Here is a 17,725-nt window from a genome sequence, read left to right as displayed (position 1 = left end):
CCCCCATGGCCCACCCCAGCGCACAGCCCGACCATTTCGTGCACGACCGCCTGCCCGCACTGCAGGGCCTGCCCACGTTCAACTACGACACACCCGAGCTGCGGATCTCCGACCAGGCCAATCTGGTGCATGCCCTGTTCGACCAGGCCGAGCGCGCCGGCCACGGCGCCCGCCCCCTGCTGCGCGGCCCGCAGCGCAGCTACAGCTACCGAGAGGCGCGCGCCGAGGCCGCGCGCATTGCGGAGCTGCTGACGAAAGAGCATGGCCTGGTGCCCGGCAACCGCGTGCTGCTGCGTGGCGGCAACACCGTGGAGATGGCGCTGGCCTGGCTGGGCGTGGTGCACGCCGGGCTGGTGGCGGTGGCCACCATGCCGCTGCTGCGCGCGGTGGAGCTGGGCAGCATCATCGAGCGGGCCCAGCCCACGCTGGCGCTGTGCGACGGCCGGCTGCTGGCCGAGCTGCAGGCGGCCCAGGCGGAGCACCCGGTGCTTGCCACCACCATTGCCTTCCACACCGCGCCCGATGCGGGCGACCTGCTGGTGCGTGCGCAAGCCATGCCGGGCACCCTGCCGGCCTGCCCGACGTCGGCCGACGATGTGGCGCTGATGGCCTTCACCTCGGGCACCACGGGCGCGCCCAAGGCGGCCGTGCACACGCACCGCGACGTGCTGGCCGCCTGCGAGGCCTGGCCGCGCCACGTGCTGCGCGCCCGGCCCGACGACATCGTGGCCGGCTCGCCACCGCTGGCCTTCACCTTCGGGCTCGGCGGGTTGCTGCTGTTCCCGATGTGGGCCGGCGCCAGCATCTACTTCCCGGACCAGCCCTACACGCCCGAGACCATGGTGCGCCTGATGAACGACGCCGGCGTGACCATCTGCTACACCGCACCCACCTTCTACCGGCAGATGGCGCCGTTCGCGCGCCAGTTGGGCCTGCCCACGCTGCGCACCAGCGTGAGCGCGGGCGAGGCCCTGCCCGATGCCACGCGCCAGCTGTGGAAGGAGGCCACGGGCATCGACATGACGGACGGTATCGGCGCCACGGAGATGTTCCACATCTTCATCTCAGCTGCGGGCGGTGAGAGCCGTGCCGGTGCCATCGGCAAGGTGGTGCCGGGCTACCAGGCCAAGGTGGTGGACGGCCAGGGCAAGGAACTGCCGCGCGGCACGGTGGGCAAGCTCGCCGTGGTCGGGCCCACGGGCTGCCGCTACCTCGACGACCCGCGCCAGGCCAAGTACGTGAAGAACGGCTGGAACTACCCGGGCGACGCCTTCGTGCAGGATGCGGACGGCTACTTCTTCTACCAGGCGCGCGACGACGACATGATCATCACCGCGGGCTACAACGTCGGCGGCCCCGAGGTGGAAGACGCCCTGCTGCGCCACCCGGCCGTGGCCGAATGCGCCGTGATCGGCGTGCCCGACGAGGAGCGCGGCATGGTGGTCAAGGCCTACTGCGTGCTCAAGCCCGGCCACACGGGCGACCCCGCCATGGCCAAGGCCTTGCAGGACCATGTGAAGGCCACCATCGCCCCGTTCAAATACCCGCGCCTTGTGGAATTCGCCACCACCCTGCCGCGCACGGAAACCGGCAAACTCCAGCGTTTTCGGCTGCGCCAGCGCGAAGCCGCTGCGGCAGCAGCCACCCCTTCATCGAACACGACACCATGAACACCCACTTGCAACCCCCTGGCTGGGTCACGCCCAAGGGCTACGCCAACGGCGTGGCCGCGCGCGGCACAATGATCTTCACCGGCGGCCAGATTGGCTGGAATGCCCAGCAGCAGTTCGAAAGCGATGACTTCATCGCCCAGACGCGCCAGACCCTGCTCAACGTGCGCGCCGTGCTCGAAGCCGGCGGCGCCGGCCCCGAGCACCTGGTGCGCCTGACCTGGTACGTGGTGGACCGCAACGAGTACAACGCCCGCCTGAAGGAGTTGGGCGTGGTCTACCGCGAGGTGCTGGGCAAGAACTTCCCGGCCATGGCCTGTGTACAGGTGGCCGGCCTGATGGAAGAACGCGCCAAGATCGAGATCGAGGCGACGGCCGTCATCCCGGACGCCTGAGGGCCGCACAACAGATCCATCTGCAGGGGCTCCCCGAAAGGGTGGCGCCATCCGACATGCAAAGCGCTATGACAAAATGGAATAGCGAAACATACATGGAGGAGATCGCATGCCTTTCAGAAAGACAACATCCCCCCGGCGGATCCTGTCCGCCAGCCTGGCGACTGCCATGCTGCTGGCCCTGGCCGCCTGCGGCGGCAGCGACGACAGCCCATCGGTGCGCGTGCAGGGCGCGGTGGACCGCCCAGGCAACTACGACGCAGCCGCGCTGCAGCGGCAGGCGGCGGTCACGCAGTCCGTCACGTTCAGCAGCGGCAGTGGCTCGCAGTCGCGTACCTACACCGGCGCCACACTCTGGTCGGTGCTGAACGACGCAGGCACCATCCTCGACGCAACGAAGAAGAACGACGGCCTGAACCGCTACGTGGTGGCCACAGGCAGCGACGGCTACCGTGTGGCCTTCGGCCTGGGCGAGATCAACCCGGAGTTCGGCAACAAGGCGAGCGTGCTGGCGTATGCGGAAACGCAGAACGGCAGTTCAGGCCCGCTGGCCAGTGCCGACGGGCCCTTCCGCGTGACGGCGCCGGGGGATGTGAAGGGCGGCCGCTATGTCTCCAACCTCGTACGCCTGGAGGTGCGGCCTTCGGGCTCCACGGCAGCGGGTACGGGCGGCGGCGTGTCGAACAGCTTCGCTGTGTCGGGGGCCGTCACCCAGCCTGCGAGCTTTGACTTGGCCACCCTGCAGACGCTGCCCGCCAGCACGGTCACGGTGGCAGGCACCACCTACACGGGCGTGAATTTGTGGACGCTGCTGAGCAGCACCACGGGCCTGAAGACCGATGCCACCGCCAAGAACCCCACACTGGCCATGGTGGCCGTAGCCACGGGCAGCGACGGCTACAAGGCTCTGGTGTCGCTGGGCGAGATCGACCCGGGCTTTGGCAACAAGGCTGCCCTGGTGGCCTATGCCATCAATGGCGAAGGCCTGGGCGCCAACGGGGTGGCGCGCCTGATCGTTCCTGGCGAGGTGAAGCAGGGCCGTTCGGTATCGAACCTTGTGAGCATCGAGGTCATCACCGCAGCCCCTTGAGTTGCATCAGCGCACCGGCGCACCGCCTGCGGGGACCTGCGCCCCACGGCGTGCCCAGCGCGCCTGGATCGCCTTGCCGTAGAGGATGAACACCAGCGCCGCACCGATCAGCGGCAACGCGGCATACACCCAGCCCGTGAGCAGCTCGCCGCCCAGTGCCACGCCCACCAGCAGGGCCACGGCCGGGTTCACGAACGAATAGCTGCCGGCCAGCGCGGACGAGGTGTTCTGCAGCAGCCACAGGTAGGCGTTGAGCGCCACCAGCGTGCCGAAGAACAGCAGGTACACCCAGGCGGCCCAGGACTTGGCGCTGACCTGGCCGAGTGCACTGACCGGCTCGAAGCACAGCGCCACCACCAGGCCCATGGCCCCGCCCGTGAACCACTGCGCGGCCGAGGCCATGGCCGGCGCCGGCAGGCTCAGCCGGCGCGATGCGTAGGAGCCGATGCTCCAGCACAGCGGCGCGCCAAAGGCCAGCAGCGCACCCAGCCAGGTGGCCGAGAAGTCGCCCTCCATCGCCAGCAGCAGCGCCCCCACCACGCCCAGCCCCAGCCCGATCCAGCTGGTCGCGGGCACGCGCTCACCGCCCCAGCGCGACCACAGCGCCAGCCACATGGGCATGGTGGTGACCACCGTGGCCATCAGGCCCGAACCAATGCCCATCTTCTGCGCAAAGCCCATGAGGTTCATCGCCAGGAAGACCATGCACCCACCGACCACGGCCGAGTTGCGCCACTGCACCGCCGTGGGCAGGGCATGGCCCTGACACAGCGCCACGGCCAGCATGATGGCGCCCGCGCAGAGGAAGCGGATGGCGTTCATCAGCAGCGGCGGCATGGTCTGCACGGCGATGCCGATGGCGAAATAGGTCGTGCCCCAGACCACGTAGACCAGCAACAGGGCGATGGCGATAGCCCACACACGGCGGTTGCCTGCTTGCGCATTGAAAAATGTCGGCATATTCTTCACCTGACCGGAAAATTTATGGAAATCACAGGGATTTCGGAATTTTTACCAAATTCATGCGCTTATGCAAGCAAATATTCAGACAGATGAGATAGACGCCAGAATTATTTCTGCCTTGGGCACCGATGGCCGACGTTCTTACGCCGACGTCGGGGCCGAAGTGGGCCTGTCGACCGCTGCCGTGCATGAGCGGGTGAAGAAAATGCTGGACAAGGGCGTGATCCGCCGCTTCTCGATCAGCGTGGACCATGAGCGCGTGGGGCTGAACTTCACGGCCTTCGTCGCCATCCGCAACGATGGCGGCATCCACTGCCGCGACGTGGCGCCGCGCCTGCGCGCCATGCCCCAGGTGGAGGAGCTGCACAGCGTGGCGGGCGAGTACGACTTCCTGGCCAAGATCCGCACCACGCATGCACGTGCGCTGGAAGACGTGATCTACGAGATCAAGGCGATTGCGGGCGTGGCCCGCACCACCAGCACCGTGGTGCTCAATACCGAGTTCGAGGACCGCCCGCTGGACCTGAACTGGATGAACGACAAGGCGGGCTGATTCTTCAGATGGCGATGCCCGGCAGGGCATTGCGCACAGCGCGCACCAGGCTGTAGACCGTGAGGGCCGAGGTCTTGGGGTTGGCCGCCAGCGGCAGGTTCTCCATCTGCAGCTCAAGGCAGCCGAAGGCACCGCGTGCGATGACGGTATGCACGTTGCGCACCACGCCAGGGTCGGCCACCAGCTCGACCTGGGTGCGGTCCAGCCCCAGCCCGGCCAACGAGACCGTCGCCGCCACGTTGGCGTTCTTCGGGAACTGCCGGGCCGCCTCGCGTGCGCTGCCGCGAAAAATGACCTGTGGCGTCGCCAGGCGGGTCAAGTCGAAGGCCGGCTCGGCCGGCGTGCCCGCCCAGCTCAGCGGTGGCTTGCGCCCCACATAGACCACCTCGTCAAGCCCGCCGAAGCGCGCTGCGGCCAATGCGTCGATGGCGCCGATGGCGCCGGCCACCAGTTGCAGCCGGGTGCCGCCTTCATGGGCCGCCGCCTCCAGCCGTGCGAGCAGATCCGTATCGTGCAGGGCGCCGACCGAGGCCATGGCACAGGGGATGCCGGCCTGCAGGGCAGGCACCACATGGGCCAGCACCGCAGTGTGGCCAGCGCATTCGACGACAAGATCAGGGCGCTGCCCCGGCCCGCAATCCAGCGTGCTGGCCACACGCACATCCGGCGCGATGGCTGTGCACGCCGCCTGCGCGGCCACAGTGGAGCCCGGGGACACGATGACCTGCGCCAGCCGCACCCGATGGTCACTCGCCAGTTCCCGCGCCAGGGCCTGGCCGATGGCACCAAACCCGACCACGGCGAGCCGCAGCGGTGAGTGCACCCGCGTCATGCCGGGGCCGCCGTGTTCGGAAAGCGCTCGGCACAGCGTGCATGCCAGCGGCGCCAGTCGCGGCCCGGGTGCACCTCGCCGCAGTGCGCGCAGCTGCGCTCGGCCGGTGCGCAATCGTAGAAGGCCGAGTAGGTGCGCGGCAGGTCCTCGACGATGCTCGTGAGCTGCAGCTCGCTGCGCACCACCAAGCCGCCGCAGGCCGCGCAGTACCACTCGAAAGCGTCGATGGAGCCCACGGGCCGGCTGCGCTCCACCACCGTGCACAGGCTGCCCGGCTCCGGGCGCTGCGGCGAATGGCGCACATGGGCAGGCAACAGGAAAATGTCTCCCTCGCGCAGGTGCACGCGCTCGAACTTTCCGCGGTCGGCGATCAGCAGCGAGGCGTTGCCCTTGAACTGGTGGAAGTATTCCTCGTAGGGGTCGTCGTGGAAGTCGGTGCGCTCGTTGGGGCCGCCCACCACGGTGCAAACCAGGTCGGCGTTCTGCCATATCTGCTGGTTGCCCACGGGGGGCTGCAGGCGCGCACTGTTGGCATCGAGCCAGTGCTGGAAGTTCAGGGGCTTGCTGTGGTGGTCGTAGGCCACGTCGGCTGGCTGGTAGGGCATGGGGACACTCACTTTCGAAACAGGGAAAACCACCGCACCAGCAGGCGCCGCAGCCTGTGCCACGCAGATGGGGGAGGCAGGTGATCGGCGGAAACGCCCAGCAGCCGGCTGAAACGCTCGAAGAACTCTTCGCTGAGCTTGCGCGAGCTGGCCTCGACCAGCCGGTTGCCGAACTGCGCCAGGCGCCCGCTGAGCTGCACCTGCACCCACCAGTGCAGCACCGTGCCGCCATCGGCCGTGGGCGCAAAGCGCACGCGCGCCGTGCCCTGGCCGCTGCCCAGGGCGCCCGCCTGGCCGACGAAGACCATGGTCAGCGACCGGGGCGGCTGCAGGTCGTGCAGCGTGACATCGCTCTTGAAGCGCACCGACAGCGGGCCCAGGCCGACCTTGACCGTGGCCTCGTAGTCCGTGGGGCTGCGCTGGGCCAGGGCCTCGCAGCCGGGGATGCTGGCCTGCAGGTTCTTTGCATCGAGGATGGCCTGCCAGACCTGGGCCGGCGGTGCCGCCAGCAGCTGCCGGCCGCCAAAGCCATCCTTGGGCGCTGCTTCTTGGCCTGCCTCTGCTGGCGCCTGCCGGACCGCCGGTGGTGCCAGTGGCGCATGGCGCGGCAGCGCCTCGCCCGTGAGGGCGGATACGCAGCGCCGCACGAGCACACCCGCCAGGTGGCAGCGGTAGCCGGCCGAGGCATGCAGGTCGCCCAGCGCCGAGAGGCTATCGGGTGCGACGGCAGACAGGGCTGCCAAGCCGAGTTGGCCGCTGAGCGCCTCTTCGGCATCGGACCAGCGCGTGACGCCCATGCCCAGCCCGGTCACGGCCACGCGCACCTGGCCCGCCCCGGTATGCGCCACGGCCACGCCGACCAGCGCAAAACGCGAGGCCGGCTGCTCGAACTTGAGGTAGTGCAGGCCCGCCATCTGCGCAAAGCGCACCCCGACAATCAGCTCGCCCGATGCCAGCGCCGTGGTGTACAGGCCCTGGAAGTAGGCATCCGCCGCGATCTCGCGCTGCGAGGTGACAATGGTGGCACCCGCTGCCAGCACGCCCCCCGGCCAGCAGGCCGCTGGGTCGTTGTGCGCGAGCGAGCCGCCGAGGGTGCCCATGTTGCGCACCTGCGCATCGGCAATGCCGCCGGCCAGGGCCGCCAGGCCGGGCGCGAAGCCGCGCACGGTGGCGCTGGCCGCGACGCTGGCATGCGTGGCCATGGCGCCGATCCAGAGCGCAGGCGCGCCGTCCGGCCCGGTTTCCACGCGGATATCGCGCAGGCCCGGCACGTCCTGCAGGTCGACCAGCAGCGACGGCGTGGCCATGCCCAGCTTCATCGCGGCCAGCAGCGACTGGCCGCCCGCCAGCCAGGCCTGGCTGCCTTGCGGCGAGGGGGTCATCAGCGCCAGCGCCTCGGCCAGCGAGGTGGGACGCTCAAAGTCCAGTGCGTTCATGCCGGCTCCGCTCCGCGCATCGCGGTCAGGCCTTCGCAGACCGCCTTCACGATGCCCTCGTAGCCCGTGCAGCGGCACAGGTTGCCACCCAGGGCATGGCGCACCCAGTGCGGGTCGATGGATTCGCCAGCGGCCTCGGGCTCGTCGGCCATGGCCACCGCGCGCATCAGAAAGCCCGGCGTGCAAAAGCCGCACTGCAGCGCATGGTGGCGGCTGAAGGCCTGCTGCATGGGGTGCAGCCGGCCCTGTGCCGGGGCCAGGCCCTCGACCGTGCGCACCGCCCTGCCCTGCACCTGCACGGCCAGCACGTTGCACGACTTCACGACCCGGCCATCCACCTGCACCGTACAGGCGCCGCACTGGGCCGTGTCGCAGCCCTGGTGCGTGCCGCACAGGCCCAGCGGGCCGCGCAGGCAATCCACCAGCAGCGTGTTGGCCTCGACCTGCACGCTGCACGCGCTGCCGTTGACCTCTATCCGGACTTCCTGCATGCCCTGCTTCATCCTGTGGTGGTCATCAGGCCAGGCGCAGGCCACAGCCCGCGAAGGCTTCGCGCGTGGCAGCCAGCTCGGCTTCGGTCATGTTCAGCAGTGGCCGGCGCACCGGGCCGCCGTGCTGGCCCAGCAACTCCTGCCAGGCCTTGCCATGCGCCTGCGGCTTGCCGGCAGGCTTGCTGGCGCGGAACGCGGCGCGCACGGGCTCCAGGCTGTCGCGCACCTTGCGCGCCTGTGCATGCTGGCCGGCAAACGCGAGACGGGTGTATTCGTTCATGCGCTGGTCCACCTTGGTCTGCAGCAGGAAGGGAGGCGTGGAGCACAGGTAGAGCTTCCAGTTGAGCTCGATGATGTTCTCCAGCCAATCCTCCTCGGAGGGGTTGCTCACCTGGATCTTGTGGCCGGCCAGTTCGGTCAGGCGCTTGTAGCGGGCGCGGTCGGCGCTGTACTTGATGGCCACGATGTTGGGCAGGTCGGCGATGCGGTTGCACAGCTCGGGGCTCATGGTGTAGCCGCAGTCGGGGTGGTTCCACATGGCGATGCCGATGTCCAGTTGCTCCGACAGGTAGCGGTAGTACTCGTAGATCGTCTCCTCGGTGTCGGCACCGAAGTGCAGCACCGGGCTGTGCACGATCACGTAGTCGGCGCCGGCGTTGGCCGAGTGGCGTGCCAGGTCGAGCACCACGTCGAGGTTGGTGTCGGAGCACGAGGTGATGATGCCGCAGCGGCCGATGCCGCAGCGGTCGCCTGCGGCCTGTGCGGCCTCGACCGACAGGGTGATCAGGCGCTTGCGCTCCTGCACCGACATGGCGAAGAACTCGGCCTGCTTGCCCGCGATGAACAGGCCGCCGAGCTTGAGGTCGCGGATCCAGTGGTCCATGTTCTGGCGCAGCGCCTTCTCGTCGATGCGCAATGCCTCGTCGAAGGGGGTGAGGTTGGCGGCCCAGACGCCAACGAAATGTTCGCGTGCGTATTCCTTGGCTTCAGACTTTTGGTAATCCATGGTGTTTTCCTTTCAAGACATGGGTTCGGTTCATGCAGACTGGCCGCTCATCGCGCGCCAGAACTGTTCGGAGGTGAGGGGAAACTGCAGCGCGCATTCGCCCAGTGGCGCCAGCGCGTCGCGCGCCGCGTTCATCAGCGCGGCCGGCACGCCGATGCAGCCGGCCTCGCCCACGCCCTTGGCGCCCAGCAGGTTGTGGGGGCTGGGCGTGGCAAAGCTCTTGATGTCGATGGCGGACGGCATGTCGTCGGCGCGCGGTGCGGCGTAGTCCATCAGCGAACCGGTCACCAGTTGGCCTGCGCCGTCGTAGACCAGGCGCTCCAGCATGGCCTGGCCCAGGCCCTGGGCCAGGCCGCCGATCAACTGGCCCTTGGCCAGCTCGGGGTGAACGATGTGGCCGGCGTCGTCGACCCAGGTGATCTGCTCGATGGTGGGGCGGCCGGTGTCACGGTCCACTGCCATGCGGGCGATCACGCAGCCATAGCTCCAGGCCTCGCCGCCCGTGAAGCGGCCCGCCGAGGACAGCGGCAGCGCCTCGCCCGCCGCGCGCCGCGCCAGCAGGTCGCGGCAGGCCTGCACGATGGCGCTGCCCGCAAGGGCGGTGCTGCGGCTGGCCAGCGCGCCCACACCGGGGGGGCACAGTGCTGTGTCGCCATAGACCACGGTGATGTCCTGCTCGTCCAGCTTGAGCGCCTCGGCCGCTATGCGCGCATAGGTGGTGCCATGGCCCTGGCCCTGCGCAGGCGATCCCGTGGCCACCGTCACGCGGCCGTCTGCGTGCCAGTCCACGCGCGCCGATTCCCAGCCCACGCCACAGGGCTCGACATAGAGCGCGAGGCCGATGCCCACCACCTCGCCGTTGGCGCGGCGCTGCGCCTGCAGCACGCGCTGCTCCGCGTAGCCGAAGCGCTCGCAGGCGAGCTCCAGCGCGCGCCGGTAGTCGCCACTGTCGAACACCTCGCCGGTGGGCGTGGTGTAGGGCATGTCGGCCGCCTCCACTAGGTTGCGCCGGCGCAGTTCCACCGGGTCGATGCCCGCCGCGCGTGCGGCCTGCTCGACCAGGGTTTCCATCAGCAGCGCGGCCTCGGGCCGGCCCGCACCGCGGTAGATGGTGACCGGCGCCGTGTGCGCCAGGCCTGCACGGCCCTGCACGTCGAGCCGCGCCACGCGGTACGGCCCGGGCAGGATTCGCGCCGTGTTGCGCAGCGGCACGACGGCCGAGAACGGCAGCCAGGCACCGAGCGTGAAATGCAGCTCGGCCTGCAGTGCAGCAAAGTGCCCTTGCGCCGTGACGGACAACCGGCCGGCCAGGCGCGCGCCGCGGCCATGCATGCCGGAGTTGAACTCGTCCGAGCGCGTCGAACTCCAGCGCACCGAGGCACCTAGCCGGCGCGCGGCCAGGGGAATGGCCAGGTCTTCGGGACACAGCGAGGACTTGGCGCCAAAGGCACCGCCCACGTTGCCGGTGATGACACGCACGCGCGCTTCGTCCCAGCCTAGCGCGGCGGCAATGTCGGCCTGCGCGCGGGACGGCGACTGCGTGCCGAGGTGGACCGTGAGGCGGGCCGTTGCCGCATCGGCACCGGCATGCCAGTGCGCGAGCATGCCGCGCGGCTCCATCGACAGGGCCAGCACGCGCGGCACCTCCAGCGCGGCATGGACCTCGCAGGCCACGGCAGGATGGGCGCCCGAGGCTTCGAAGTGGTGCACCACCTCGGTCACAGGGGTCGCACCGTCGAAGTCCAGCACCGGTGCCAATGGCTCGATGTCCAACTGCACGCAAGCTGCGGCCTGCTGCGCCTGGGCCAGCGACCGGGCGAGCACCAGCGCCACGGGCTGGCCGACATAGACCACCTCGCCGCGTGCCAGCGGTTCGATGCGCGGAACGCTGGCCACGGGCAGCAGCGAATTGGGAGGAGGCATGTGGACCACACGGCCGGCCTCCGATGGGGCCACCAGGGTTGCGGCAGTGAGCACCGCCACGACACCGCCAGACTGCTCGGCCGCCTCGGTCGCGATGGAGCGCAGCCGGCCGTGCGGCAATGGCGAGCGCACGAACACCGCGTGCAGCGCGCCCTCGGCCGCCACATCGCCGGTGTACCGCCCACGGCCCGTGAGCAGGGCGGGGTCTTCGCGGCGAAGGGGATGGAAGGCCTGGTTCTGCATGGATCGGATTAGACCGACGCACCCCTCACCGGGCAATCGCATAATTTTGAAAGACTTTGAAGTTTGCCGACACAATCGCGCCATGGATCTTCTGGACAACCCCTCCAACCTCAGCCTGCGCCAGCTGCGCGCCTTCTGGCTCGTGGCGCACGAAGGCACCATGACCCGGGCGGCGGCACGCATGCACCTGACGATATCGGCGCTGTCGATGCTCGTGCGCACGCTGGAGGAAGAGCTCGGTGTGCGCCTGTTCGAGCGCACCACGCGCCGCATCGAGCTGACCGAGGCCGGCCGCCAGTTTTTGCCCACGGTGCGCGACGTGTTCTTCGCGCTCGACTCGGGCCTGCAGACGCTGCAGGAAAGCAAGCGGCGCAAGAGCGAGCGGCTCTCGGTGGTGACCTCGCCGTTGCTGGCGGCCAGCCTGGTGCCCGAGGTCATCGCGCGCTTTCGCGAGCAGTTCCCCAACGTCACGGTGACGCTGGTGGATGCGCCTGTGGACCAGGTCGTTGCCCACGTGCGCGAGGGCAAGTCGGACTTCGGCATCTGCACCGCCGATCTGGCCTCGACGGACCTGGTCTCGCAGGTGCTCTACAAGGACACGCTGGTGCTGGCCTGCAGCCCCGACCACCCGCTGGCCGAGCGGCGCGAAGCCAGCTGGGGCGACCTCACGGACCAGAGCCTGATCCTGCTGACCTCGAACACGGGCCTGCGCCGGCTGGCCGACCAGACCCTGGGCCAGCTCACGCTGCGCCTGAAGCCCGCGTTCGAAGTGGCCAACATCCAGACCGCCGTCGGCCTGGTCGCGGCGGGCCTCGGGGTCTCTGTACTGCCGGCCTACAGCCTGTCGCGGGTCGATGGGCAGCGCGTGGTCTCGGTGCCGCTGACCGACCCCGTGGTGACGCGCGAAATCGTCGCGCTGTGCACCCGCGCGCGGCCATTTTCAATGGCCGCTGAAGCATTCTTGAAGCTGTTCACAAAATACGCGGACCAGAGCACGATTTAGGCGGCTTTTCGATCGGCTTTGCTGGTGTTGCCTCTGTTCAGCAGGGCAACGCACCAGTACAAAAGTAAGGCGCCCTCACATGTCCCGGCGCACACACAAGGAAACCGATCCATGAAACCCCTTTGCAGCGCCAGCCCAACCCAGGCCCCCTCATCCCCCTTGTCCCGCCGCCAGGTCCTGGTGCTGAGCGCCGGCAGCACCGCCGCCTGGCTGCACGCCACGCCATCGATGGCGAACACCTGGCCTTCCAAGCCCATCAAGATCACCACCGCAGCCTCCACCGGCAGCGGGCCCGATGTCTCGCTGCGCCTGGTGGCCGAGCAACTCGCGCGCCGCTGGGGCCAGCCGGTCATCGTCGACAACAAGCCCGGCGGCAACGGCGTGGTGGCCTTCAACGCCACGCGCAGCGCCGCCTCGGACGGCCATGAGCTGATCCACCTGGACAGCAGCATGCTGACCTCCAACGTGCACCTGTACAGCCGCCTGCCCTACGACCCGCAGCGCGACTTCGCCCCCATCCGCCCGACGCTGCAGACCGACTTCTTCGTCGCGGTGGCCAAGGACAGCCCGTTCAAGTCCATCGACGACATCGTGCAGGCCGCCCAGGCGGCGCCGGAGCGCGTCACCTACGGGTCGTGGGGCCTGGGCAGCCCGGGCCACCTGGGCGCGCTGCGCCTGCTGGCCGCCACCAACACGCGCATGACGCATGTGCCCTACAAGGAAATCCCGCAGCTGTTCTCCGCCGTGGCCACCGGCGAGGTGCAGTGGGCGCTGGGCAGCATCGCCAGCGCAGGGCCCATGGAGAAGTCGGGCCGCATCCGCTTCGTGGGCGTGGCGGCAGCGCAACCCTCGCCCTTTGCGCCCGGCGTGCCCGGCATGGCCGCATCGGCACAGGCCAAGGCCTTCGTGGCCAATGCCTGGTTCGGCCTGTTCGCCCCGCGCAGCACGCCCAAGCCCCTGCGCGAGAGGATCGCGGCGGACATCACCGAGATACTCGCCACGCCGGACATTGCCGACCGCTACCGCACGCTGGGCTACAACCGCTTCGACCAGAAGCCCGACGAGTTCGGCGAGTACATTGGCCGGGAGACACAGCTGTGGAGCCGCGTGATCGCCGACGCCAAATTGAAGCTGGACTAGCAAGCGCGCCCGGCAAAAAAATGACGGAGACAAAAAGAAGATGATTGTACTCAAGGACATCAGCTACGTGCGCCTGGGCACGCGCGACCTCGATGGCGCCTGCCGGTACGCCAACGACATCCTGGGCTTGCGCGAAGGGCAGCGCTACGGGCCGCCCCGGCATGGCAAGGCCGTGGGCTTTCGCAGCGATGCGCGCGAGCAGACGCTGGTGTACTTCGACGGGGCCCCTGCGGACCACACGACCGGTTTCGAGATCGCCTCCATGGCCGAACTGCAGTCCGCCGCCGCCGAGCTCGAGCGCCTGGGCCATGCGGTGCACGAGGGCCGTGCCGACGAGTGCGAGCAGCGCCGCGTGCAGGCCTTCATCGGCTTCAAGGACCCGAGCGGCAACGCCATCGAGCTGGCGGTGGCGCCCTTCCACAGCGGTGTGCGTTTCTTTCCGACGCGCGACACGGGCAACACCGGTTTCTCGCACGTGGGGCTGCGCAGCACCGACCCGGCGCGCGACGAGCGCTTCTGGACCACGGTGCTCAGTGCCAAGGTCAGCGACCGCATCGGCGCCGCCCCCTTGCTGCGCATCGACGAGGTGCACCACAAGATCGCGCTGTTCCCTTCGGGCTATGCAGGGGTGCAGCACATCAACCACCAGGTGGCGTCGATCGACGACCTGATGCGCGCCTGGTATCTGCTGCAATCGCGCGGCGTGCGCGTGGTGTTCGGCCCCGGCAAGCATCCGACCTCGGGCGCGATGTTCCTCTACTTCGAGGGGCCGGATGGCATGGTCTACGAATTTTCGAGCGGCGTGCGCATGGTCACCGACCCGGATGCAGCGCCGCGCCAGTTCCCGTTCCACCCGACGTCGTTCTGCATGTGGGGATCGGTGCCCGACATTCCAGAATTCCGCTGATACGGATTTGCCTTCAACCGTCTAACGTCGTTGGTTCGCCTTGCCGTGCCAACGCACTGTCTGCGGCTCCCCGCCTAGCTATACGGCCGAATGCAAATCCGTAGGAAGCGCCCGCCGCCTTCGTCGCTCAATCCGCAGCGGCCACGCGCTCCATCAGCGCCAGGTAGTGCGGCAGCGGCGGCGTGGCGCGGCCGGGCACCTTGGCCAGGTCGTCGTAGCGGCGCAGCCGGATGGCCTCCTGCGCAAAGGCCTGCTCGGCAAACCGGGCACACTCGACCAGGCCGTAGGCGCCGCCCTGCAGCTCCAGGCTGTGCTGCGACGCAGGCGAGAGCGCGGCCCAGTAGTCAGCGTCCACCGCGCACAGGTAGCGCTTGGCATCGACGTGCATGCGGATGGGCTCCAGTACCGCCTCGGGCAGCACGCCGCGCAGGAACGGCAGGGCCACGTACTGGTGCAGGTCGTCGTGGCGCGGTGCACGGGCCTCGTGCTCTGCTGCGGCGGGGGCCAGCAGGTGGCCCAGGTCGTGCAACAGGGCCGCGACGACGGTGGCGGGGGTCTCGCCGGCCTCCTCGGCCAGGTGGGCGCATTGCAGCGCGTGGTCGAGCTGGCTCACGGCCTCGCGGCCATACTGCTTCTGGCCGCGCTCGGTGAGCAGCAGGGCGATGTCGTGCTGGGTCAATGCCATGGGAAGCCTCAGATCATGGTCTTGCGGATGCGCGCCGACACCATGTCGATCAGGCTCACGGTGACCACGATGATGAGCATCACCGCGCAGGTCTCGGCGTACTGGAAGCCGCGGATGATCTCCCACAACACCACGCCGATGCCACCCGCCCCCACCATGCCCACCACCGAGGCAGAGCGCACGTTGGCCTCGAAGCGGTAGAGGGTGTAGGAGATCCACAGCGGGATCACCTGGGGGATCACGCCGTAGATGATCTCGTGCAGGGCGCTCGCCCCCGTGGAGCGGATGCCTTCCACGGGCTGCGGGTCGATGGCCTCCACGGCCTCGGAGAACAGCTTGGCCAGCGTGCCGGTGGTGTGGATCCACAGCGCCAGCACGCCGGCGAACGGGCCCAGGCCCACGGCCACCACGAAGAGCATGGCGAACACCATCTCGTTGATGGCACGGCAGGCGTCGAGCACGCGGCGCACCGGCTGGTTCACCCACCAGGGCGCGATGTTGGACGAGGCCAGCAGCGCCAACGGCACGGCGGTGACCACCGCGAGCGCCGTGCCCCACAGCGCGATCTGCAGGGTGACCAGCATCTCCTGCACGTAGATCTGCCACTGCGAGAAATTGGGCGGAAAGAACTCGGCCGCGTACTGGGCCATGTTGCCCGAATCCTTGATGAGATCGAGCGGGCGCATGTCGGCGCCCTTCCAGGATGCGGCCAGCACCACCAGCAGGATGCCCCAGGACAAGTACCAGGCGAGGCTGCGCTTGGGCGCAGTGGTGCTCGCCAGGGTTGCGAGCGAGGGGGTCAGTGCAGAGGACATGGTGGGGGCTGGCCGGATGCGTTACTTGCTTGTTTGCTTACTTCAGGGAGGCCAGTTGCTGGTCGATCTCGGCCAGGCGGGTCTTCTTGTCGCCATCGGCCAGGGTGGCGTCGGCCTCGATCTTGTTGCGCTTGCCAAACAGGTCGAGCTGGCGGATGGGCATGAGCTGCGCATTGGTCGACGGCTTGAAACCCGAGAGCTTGGAGATCTTCATGACGATCTCTTTCTCGCGCGCATCGGTCTTGGCGTAGTTGTAGAAGAAGTCCTTGATCTTGGCCTTGGTGGCTTCGGGCAGGTCCTTGCGCATCACCAGCGGATCAAGCGCGATCAGCGGCGAGGTCCAGACGATCTTGATGTCCTTGAACTTCTCGGGCTGGCGTTCCTTGATCTTCTCGAGGTTTTCGCTGTTGTTGGTGGCCACGTCGACCTGCTTGTTGGCCACGGCCAGGGCATTGGTCTCGTGGTTGGCGCTGCGCGCAATCTTGAAATGGGTCTTGGCGTCGATCTTGTTCTGTGCAAAGGCGTAGTAGCCGGGCACCAGGAAACCCGAGGTGGAGTTGGGATCACCGTTGCCAAAACTCAGCGACTTGCCGTTCTTGAGCACGTCGTCCAGCGTGGCCAGGGGGCTGTCCTTGTGCACGATCAGGTGCGAGTAGTAGCCCTGGGTGCCATCGGCATTGACCATCTGCGCAAACACTTCGCCATTGGCGCGGTCCACCGCCTCCATGGCCGACTTGTTGCCCAGCCATGCGACCTGCATCTTGTTGAAGCGCATGGCTTCGATGAGGCCGGCATAGTCGGAGGCGAAGAAGGCATTGATCTTCAGGCCCGTCTGCTTGGCCATGTCGTCCAGCAGGGGCTGCCAGTCGGCCTTGAGGTTTTGCGAGGCTTCGGTCGAGATCATGCCGAAGTTGATGTCCTGGGCGAGGGCGCCCGTGGTCATGCCCAGGGCGAGGGCCAGGGCTGCGCACAGTTTCTTGATCATGGATGGCTCCAGAGAGGTGACAACGGTAGGGAAGAGGGAAGCAAAAGACAGAGAAGTTCAGGCGGCCTGGGCCAGCGGCTGGGCTGCCCAGCCGGAAGCCGGCTGCTGCGCCGGTGCAGGCACCACGGCCAGCGGCAGGCTGGCGCCCAGGATCTCATCGGCCTGCACGCCATAGAGCTCGCGCAGCAGCGCCGGTGTGAGGGCGGCCGAGGGGCCGTCGTAGACCACGCGGCCCTGGTGCAGCGCGACCACGCGGGGGCAGTATTTGATGGCCACGTCCACCTGGTGCAGCGAGACGACGACGGTGCTGCCGTCCTCGCGGTTGATGCGCGCCAGGATGTCCATGACCTTGCGCGAGGATTCGGGGTCGAGCGAGGCGATGGGCTCGTCGGCCAGCACCACCTTGGCGCCCTGCACCAGGGTGCGCGCAATGGCGGCGCGCTGCTGCTGCCCGCCCGAGAGGGTGGAAGCACGCTGCGCGTGGCAGTCGGCAATGCCCACGCGGGCCAGGGCCTCCAGCGCCAGGGCGCGCTCGTGCGGGCGGAACACGCGCAGCCAGCCGCGCCATTTCGGCGTGCGGTGCAGCATGCCCACCAGCACGTTCATCATCACGGGCAGGCGGTCGACCAGGTTGAATTGCTGGAACACGAAGCCCACCTGCGAGCGCACCTTGCGGATGTCGCGGTGGATGCGCCCGCCCTGCTGCACGCAGCGGCCGTCAACCTCGATCAGCGAGTGGCTGTCGCCATCGGCCACCACCAGGCCGGCCACATGGCGCAGCAGCGTGGACTTGCCCGAGCCCGAGGCGCCGATGAGCGCCACCATCTCGCCGGCATGCACCGTGAGGTCGATGTCGCGCAGCGCGTGCTTGCCGTTGGCGAAGTGCTTGTTCAGTTGTTCGATACGCAGGGCGATGGGCATGGCGGATTCCAAGTCGTCTATACAAATGCAGTGTGGAAGGCGGCTGTGACAGTGCTTTGACA

At 68.5% G+C, this 17,725-nt stretch carries 18 protein-coding genes; 7 read left to right on the top strand and 11 right to left on the bottom strand.

The features are described from left to right. Positions 1-5: 5 nt before the first annotated feature. The 3 genes from ASE31_RS02125 to ASE31_RS02115 all read left to right on the top strand — a co-directional run bounded on the left by ASE31_RS02125 (position 6) and on the right by ASE31_RS02115 (position 3,155). Positions 6-1,670 carry an AMP-binding protein gene (locus ASE31_RS02125; protein WP_057199877.1) on the top strand — a complete coding sequence of 555 codons (1,665 nt, stop codon included), beginning with the start codon at positions 6-8 and terminating at the stop codon, positions 1,668-1,670. Further along, on the top strand, positions 1,667-2,065 hold the full coding sequence (locus tag ASE31_RS02120) for a RidA family protein (RefSeq protein WP_057199876.1): 399 nt from the start codon (positions 1,667-1,669) through the stop codon (positions 2,063-2,065). Before ASE31_RS02125 ends, ASE31_RS02120 begins: the two co-directional genes overlap by 4 nt. Before the next feature lie 109 nt (positions 2,066-2,174). Continuing rightward, the gene (locus tag ASE31_RS02115; RefSeq protein WP_057199875.1) at positions 2,175-3,155 is read left to right on the top strand and encodes a molybdopterin-binding oxidoreductase; all 981 of its coding nucleotides are present in this window, start codon (positions 2,175-2,177) and stop codon (positions 3,153-3,155) included. Positions 3,156-3,161: 6 nt separating this feature from the next. Here ASE31_RS02115 and ASE31_RS02110 read toward each other — a convergent pair whose 3' ends face one another. Next, complete coding sequence (locus ASE31_RS02110; RefSeq protein ID WP_057199874.1) at positions 3,162-4,115, bottom strand: EamA family transporter; 954 nt, start codon at positions 4,113-4,115, stop codon at positions 3,162-3,164. Between the two features lie 70 nt (positions 4,116-4,185). On the opposite strand from ASE31_RS02110, the gene ASE31_RS02105 reads away from it, so the two are divergent. Beyond that, complete coding sequence (locus tag ASE31_RS02105) at positions 4,186-4,671, top strand: Lrp/AsnC family transcriptional regulator (protein WP_007854292.1); 486 nt, start codon at positions 4,186-4,188, stop codon at positions 4,669-4,671. A gap of 4 nt (positions 4,672-4,675) precedes the next feature. Here ASE31_RS02105 and ASE31_RS02100 read toward each other — a convergent pair whose 3' ends face one another. From ASE31_RS02100 to ASE31_RS02075, 6 genes are read right to left on the bottom strand one after another with little or no spacing between them, the layout of a single operon-like run. Then, positions 4,676-5,503, bottom strand: a complete 828-nt coding sequence (locus ASE31_RS02100) for an aspartate dehydrogenase (RefSeq protein WP_082603990.1) — start codon at positions 5,501-5,503, stop codon at positions 4,676-4,678. Continuing rightward, positions 5,500-6,108 (bottom strand): 3-hydroxyanthranilate 3,4-dioxygenase, encoded by a 609-nt coding sequence (locus ASE31_RS02095; RefSeq protein WP_057199873.1) that lies wholly within the window; start codon positions 6,106-6,108, stop codon positions 5,500-5,502. The genes ASE31_RS02100 and ASE31_RS02095 overlap by 4 nt, the downstream gene beginning before the upstream one ends. 8 nt (positions 6,109-6,116) lie before the next feature. Further along, positions 6,117-7,544 (bottom strand): FAD binding domain-containing protein, encoded by a 1,428-nt coding sequence (locus ASE31_RS32025; protein ID WP_162261369.1) that lies wholly within the window; start codon positions 7,542-7,544, stop codon positions 6,117-6,119. Further along, complete coding sequence (locus ASE31_RS02085) at positions 7,541-8,047, bottom strand: (2Fe-2S)-binding protein (RefSeq protein ID WP_235514224.1); 507 nt, start codon at positions 8,045-8,047, stop codon at positions 7,541-7,543. Before ASE31_RS02085 ends, ASE31_RS32025 begins: the two co-directional genes overlap by 4 nt. 13 nt (positions 8,048-8,060) lie before the next feature. Continuing rightward, positions 8,061-9,041, bottom strand: a complete 981-nt coding sequence (locus ASE31_RS02080; protein WP_057199872.1) for a dihydrodipicolinate synthase family protein — start codon at positions 9,039-9,041, stop codon at positions 8,061-8,063. Positions 9,042-9,071: 30 nt separating this feature from the next. Beyond that, the gene (locus ASE31_RS02075; RefSeq protein WP_057199871.1) at positions 9,072-11,207 is read right to left on the bottom strand and encodes a xanthine dehydrogenase family protein molybdopterin-binding subunit; all 2,136 of its coding nucleotides are present in this window, start codon (positions 11,205-11,207) and stop codon (positions 9,072-9,074) included. Between the two features lie 82 nt (positions 11,208-11,289). Here ASE31_RS02075 and ASE31_RS02070 point away from each other — a divergent pair, with 82 nt between their 5' ends. The 3 genes from ASE31_RS02070 (at position 11,290) to ASE31_RS02060 (ending at position 14,257) form a co-directional block, all read left to right on the top strand. After that, on the top strand, positions 11,290-12,210 hold the full coding sequence (locus ASE31_RS02070; RefSeq protein ID WP_057199870.1) for a LysR family transcriptional regulator: 921 nt from the start codon (positions 11,290-11,292) through the stop codon (positions 12,208-12,210). A gap of 111 nt (positions 12,211-12,321) precedes the next feature. Then, on the top strand, positions 12,322-13,350 hold the full coding sequence (locus tag ASE31_RS02065) for a tripartite tricarboxylate transporter substrate binding protein (protein ID WP_082603988.1): 1,029 nt from the start codon (positions 12,322-12,324) through the stop codon (positions 13,348-13,350). A gap of 40 nt (positions 13,351-13,390) precedes the next feature. Beyond that, positions 13,391-14,257: a VOC family protein gene (locus ASE31_RS02060; RefSeq protein WP_057199868.1), complete on the top strand. Its 867-nt coding sequence runs from the start codon at positions 13,391-13,393 to the stop codon at positions 14,255-14,257. A gap of 127 nt (positions 14,258-14,384) precedes the next feature. Here the strand turns inward: ASE31_RS02060 and ASE31_RS02055 are convergent, their stop codons facing one another. The 4 genes from ASE31_RS02055 to phnC are packed head-to-tail and all read right to left on the bottom strand — an operon-like array spanning position 14,385 to position 17,663. After that, on the bottom strand, positions 14,385-14,942 hold the full coding sequence (locus tag ASE31_RS02055; protein ID WP_057199867.1) for a phosphonate degradation HD-domain oxygenase: 558 nt from the start codon (positions 14,940-14,942) through the stop codon (positions 14,385-14,387). Positions 14,943-14,950: 8 nt separating this feature from the next. Continuing rightward, positions 14,951-15,757: a phosphonate ABC transporter, permease protein PhnE gene (gene phnE, locus ASE31_RS02050; RefSeq protein WP_057199866.1), complete on the bottom strand. Its 807-nt coding sequence runs from the start codon at positions 15,755-15,757 to the stop codon at positions 14,951-14,953. 37 nt (positions 15,758-15,794) lie between these two features. Further along, positions 15,795-16,742: a phosphonate ABC transporter substrate-binding protein gene (phnD, locus tag ASE31_RS02045; protein WP_057199865.1), complete on the bottom strand. Its 948-nt coding sequence runs from the start codon at positions 16,740-16,742 to the stop codon at positions 15,795-15,797. 57 nt (positions 16,743-16,799) lie between these two features. Further along, a complete protein-coding gene (gene phnC / locus ASE31_RS02040; protein ID WP_057200223.1) occupies positions 16,800-17,663 on the bottom strand; it encodes a phosphonate ABC transporter ATP-binding protein in 864 nt (287 codons plus the stop codon). Between the last annotated feature and the right edge of the window lie 62 nt (positions 17,664-17,725).

The organism is Acidovorax sp. Root217 (assembly GCF_001428645.1).
GTDB lineage: Bacteria > Pseudomonadota > Gammaproteobacteria > Burkholderiales > Burkholderiaceae_C > Acidovorax.
Note: the sequence above shows the minus strand (reverse complement) of the source record. Positions and strands in the feature narration are given on the sequence as shown.

Bases quoted from the DNA above. Each gene is read 5' to 3' on its own strand.
- ASE31_RS02125 (WP_057199877.1), top strand. From the start codon at position 6: ATGGCCCACCCCAGCGCACAGCCCGACCATTTCGTGCACGACCGCCTG.
- ASE31_RS02120 (WP_057199876.1), top strand. From the start codon at position 1,667: ATGAACACCCACTTGCAACCCCCTGGCTGGGTCACGCCCAAGGGCTAC.
- ASE31_RS02115 (WP_057199875.1), top strand. From the start codon at position 2,175: ATGCCTTTCAGAAAGACAACATCCCCCCGGCGGATCCTGTCCGCCAGC.
- ASE31_RS02110 (WP_057199874.1), bottom strand. From the start codon at position 4,115: ATGCCGACATTTTTCAATGCGCAAGCAGGCAACCGCCGTGTGTGGGCT.
- ASE31_RS02105 (WP_007854292.1), top strand. From the start codon at position 4,186: ATGCAAGCAAATATTCAGACAGATGAGATAGACGCCAGAATTATTTCT.
- ASE31_RS02100 (WP_082603990.1), bottom strand. From the start codon at position 5,503: ATGACGCGGGTGCACTCACCGCTGCGGCTCGCCGTGGTCGGGTTTGGT.
- ASE31_RS02095 (WP_057199873.1), bottom strand. From the start codon at position 6,108: ATGCCCTACCAGCCAGCCGACGTGGCCTACGACCACCACAGCAAGCCC.
- ASE31_RS32025 (WP_162261369.1), bottom strand. From the start codon at position 7,544: ATGAACGCACTGGACTTTGAGCGTCCCACCTCGCTGGCCGAGGCGCTG.
- ASE31_RS02085 (WP_235514224.1), bottom strand. From the start codon at position 8,047: ATGAAGCAGGGCATGCAGGAAGTCCGGATAGAGGTCAACGGCAGCGCG.
- ASE31_RS02080 (WP_057199872.1), bottom strand. From the start codon at position 9,041: ATGGATTACCAAAAGTCTGAAGCCAAGGAATACGCACGCGAACATTTC.
- ASE31_RS02075 (WP_057199871.1), bottom strand. From the start codon at position 11,207: ATGCAGAACCAGGCCTTCCATCCCCTTCGCCGCGAAGACCCCGCCCTG.
- ASE31_RS02070 (WP_057199870.1), top strand. From the start codon at position 11,290: ATGGATCTTCTGGACAACCCCTCCAACCTCAGCCTGCGCCAGCTGCGC.
- ASE31_RS02065 (WP_082603988.1), top strand. From the start codon at position 12,322: ATGAAACCCCTTTGCAGCGCCAGCCCAACCCAGGCCCCCTCATCCCCC.
- ASE31_RS02060 (WP_057199868.1), top strand. From the start codon at position 13,391: ATGATTGTACTCAAGGACATCAGCTACGTGCGCCTGGGCACGCGCGAC.
- ASE31_RS02055 (WP_057199867.1), bottom strand. From the start codon at position 14,942: ATGGCATTGACCCAGCACGACATCGCCCTGCTGCTCACCGAGCGCGGC.
- phnE (WP_057199866.1), bottom strand. From the start codon at position 15,757: ATGTCCTCTGCACTGACCCCCTCGCTCGCAACCCTGGCGAGCACCACT.
- phnD (WP_057199865.1), bottom strand. From the start codon at position 16,742: ATGATCAAGAAACTGTGCGCAGCCCTGGCCCTCGCCCTGGGCATGACC.
- phnC (WP_057200223.1), bottom strand. From the start codon at position 17,663: ATGCCCATCGCCCTGCGTATCGAACAACTGAACAAGCACTTCGCCAAC.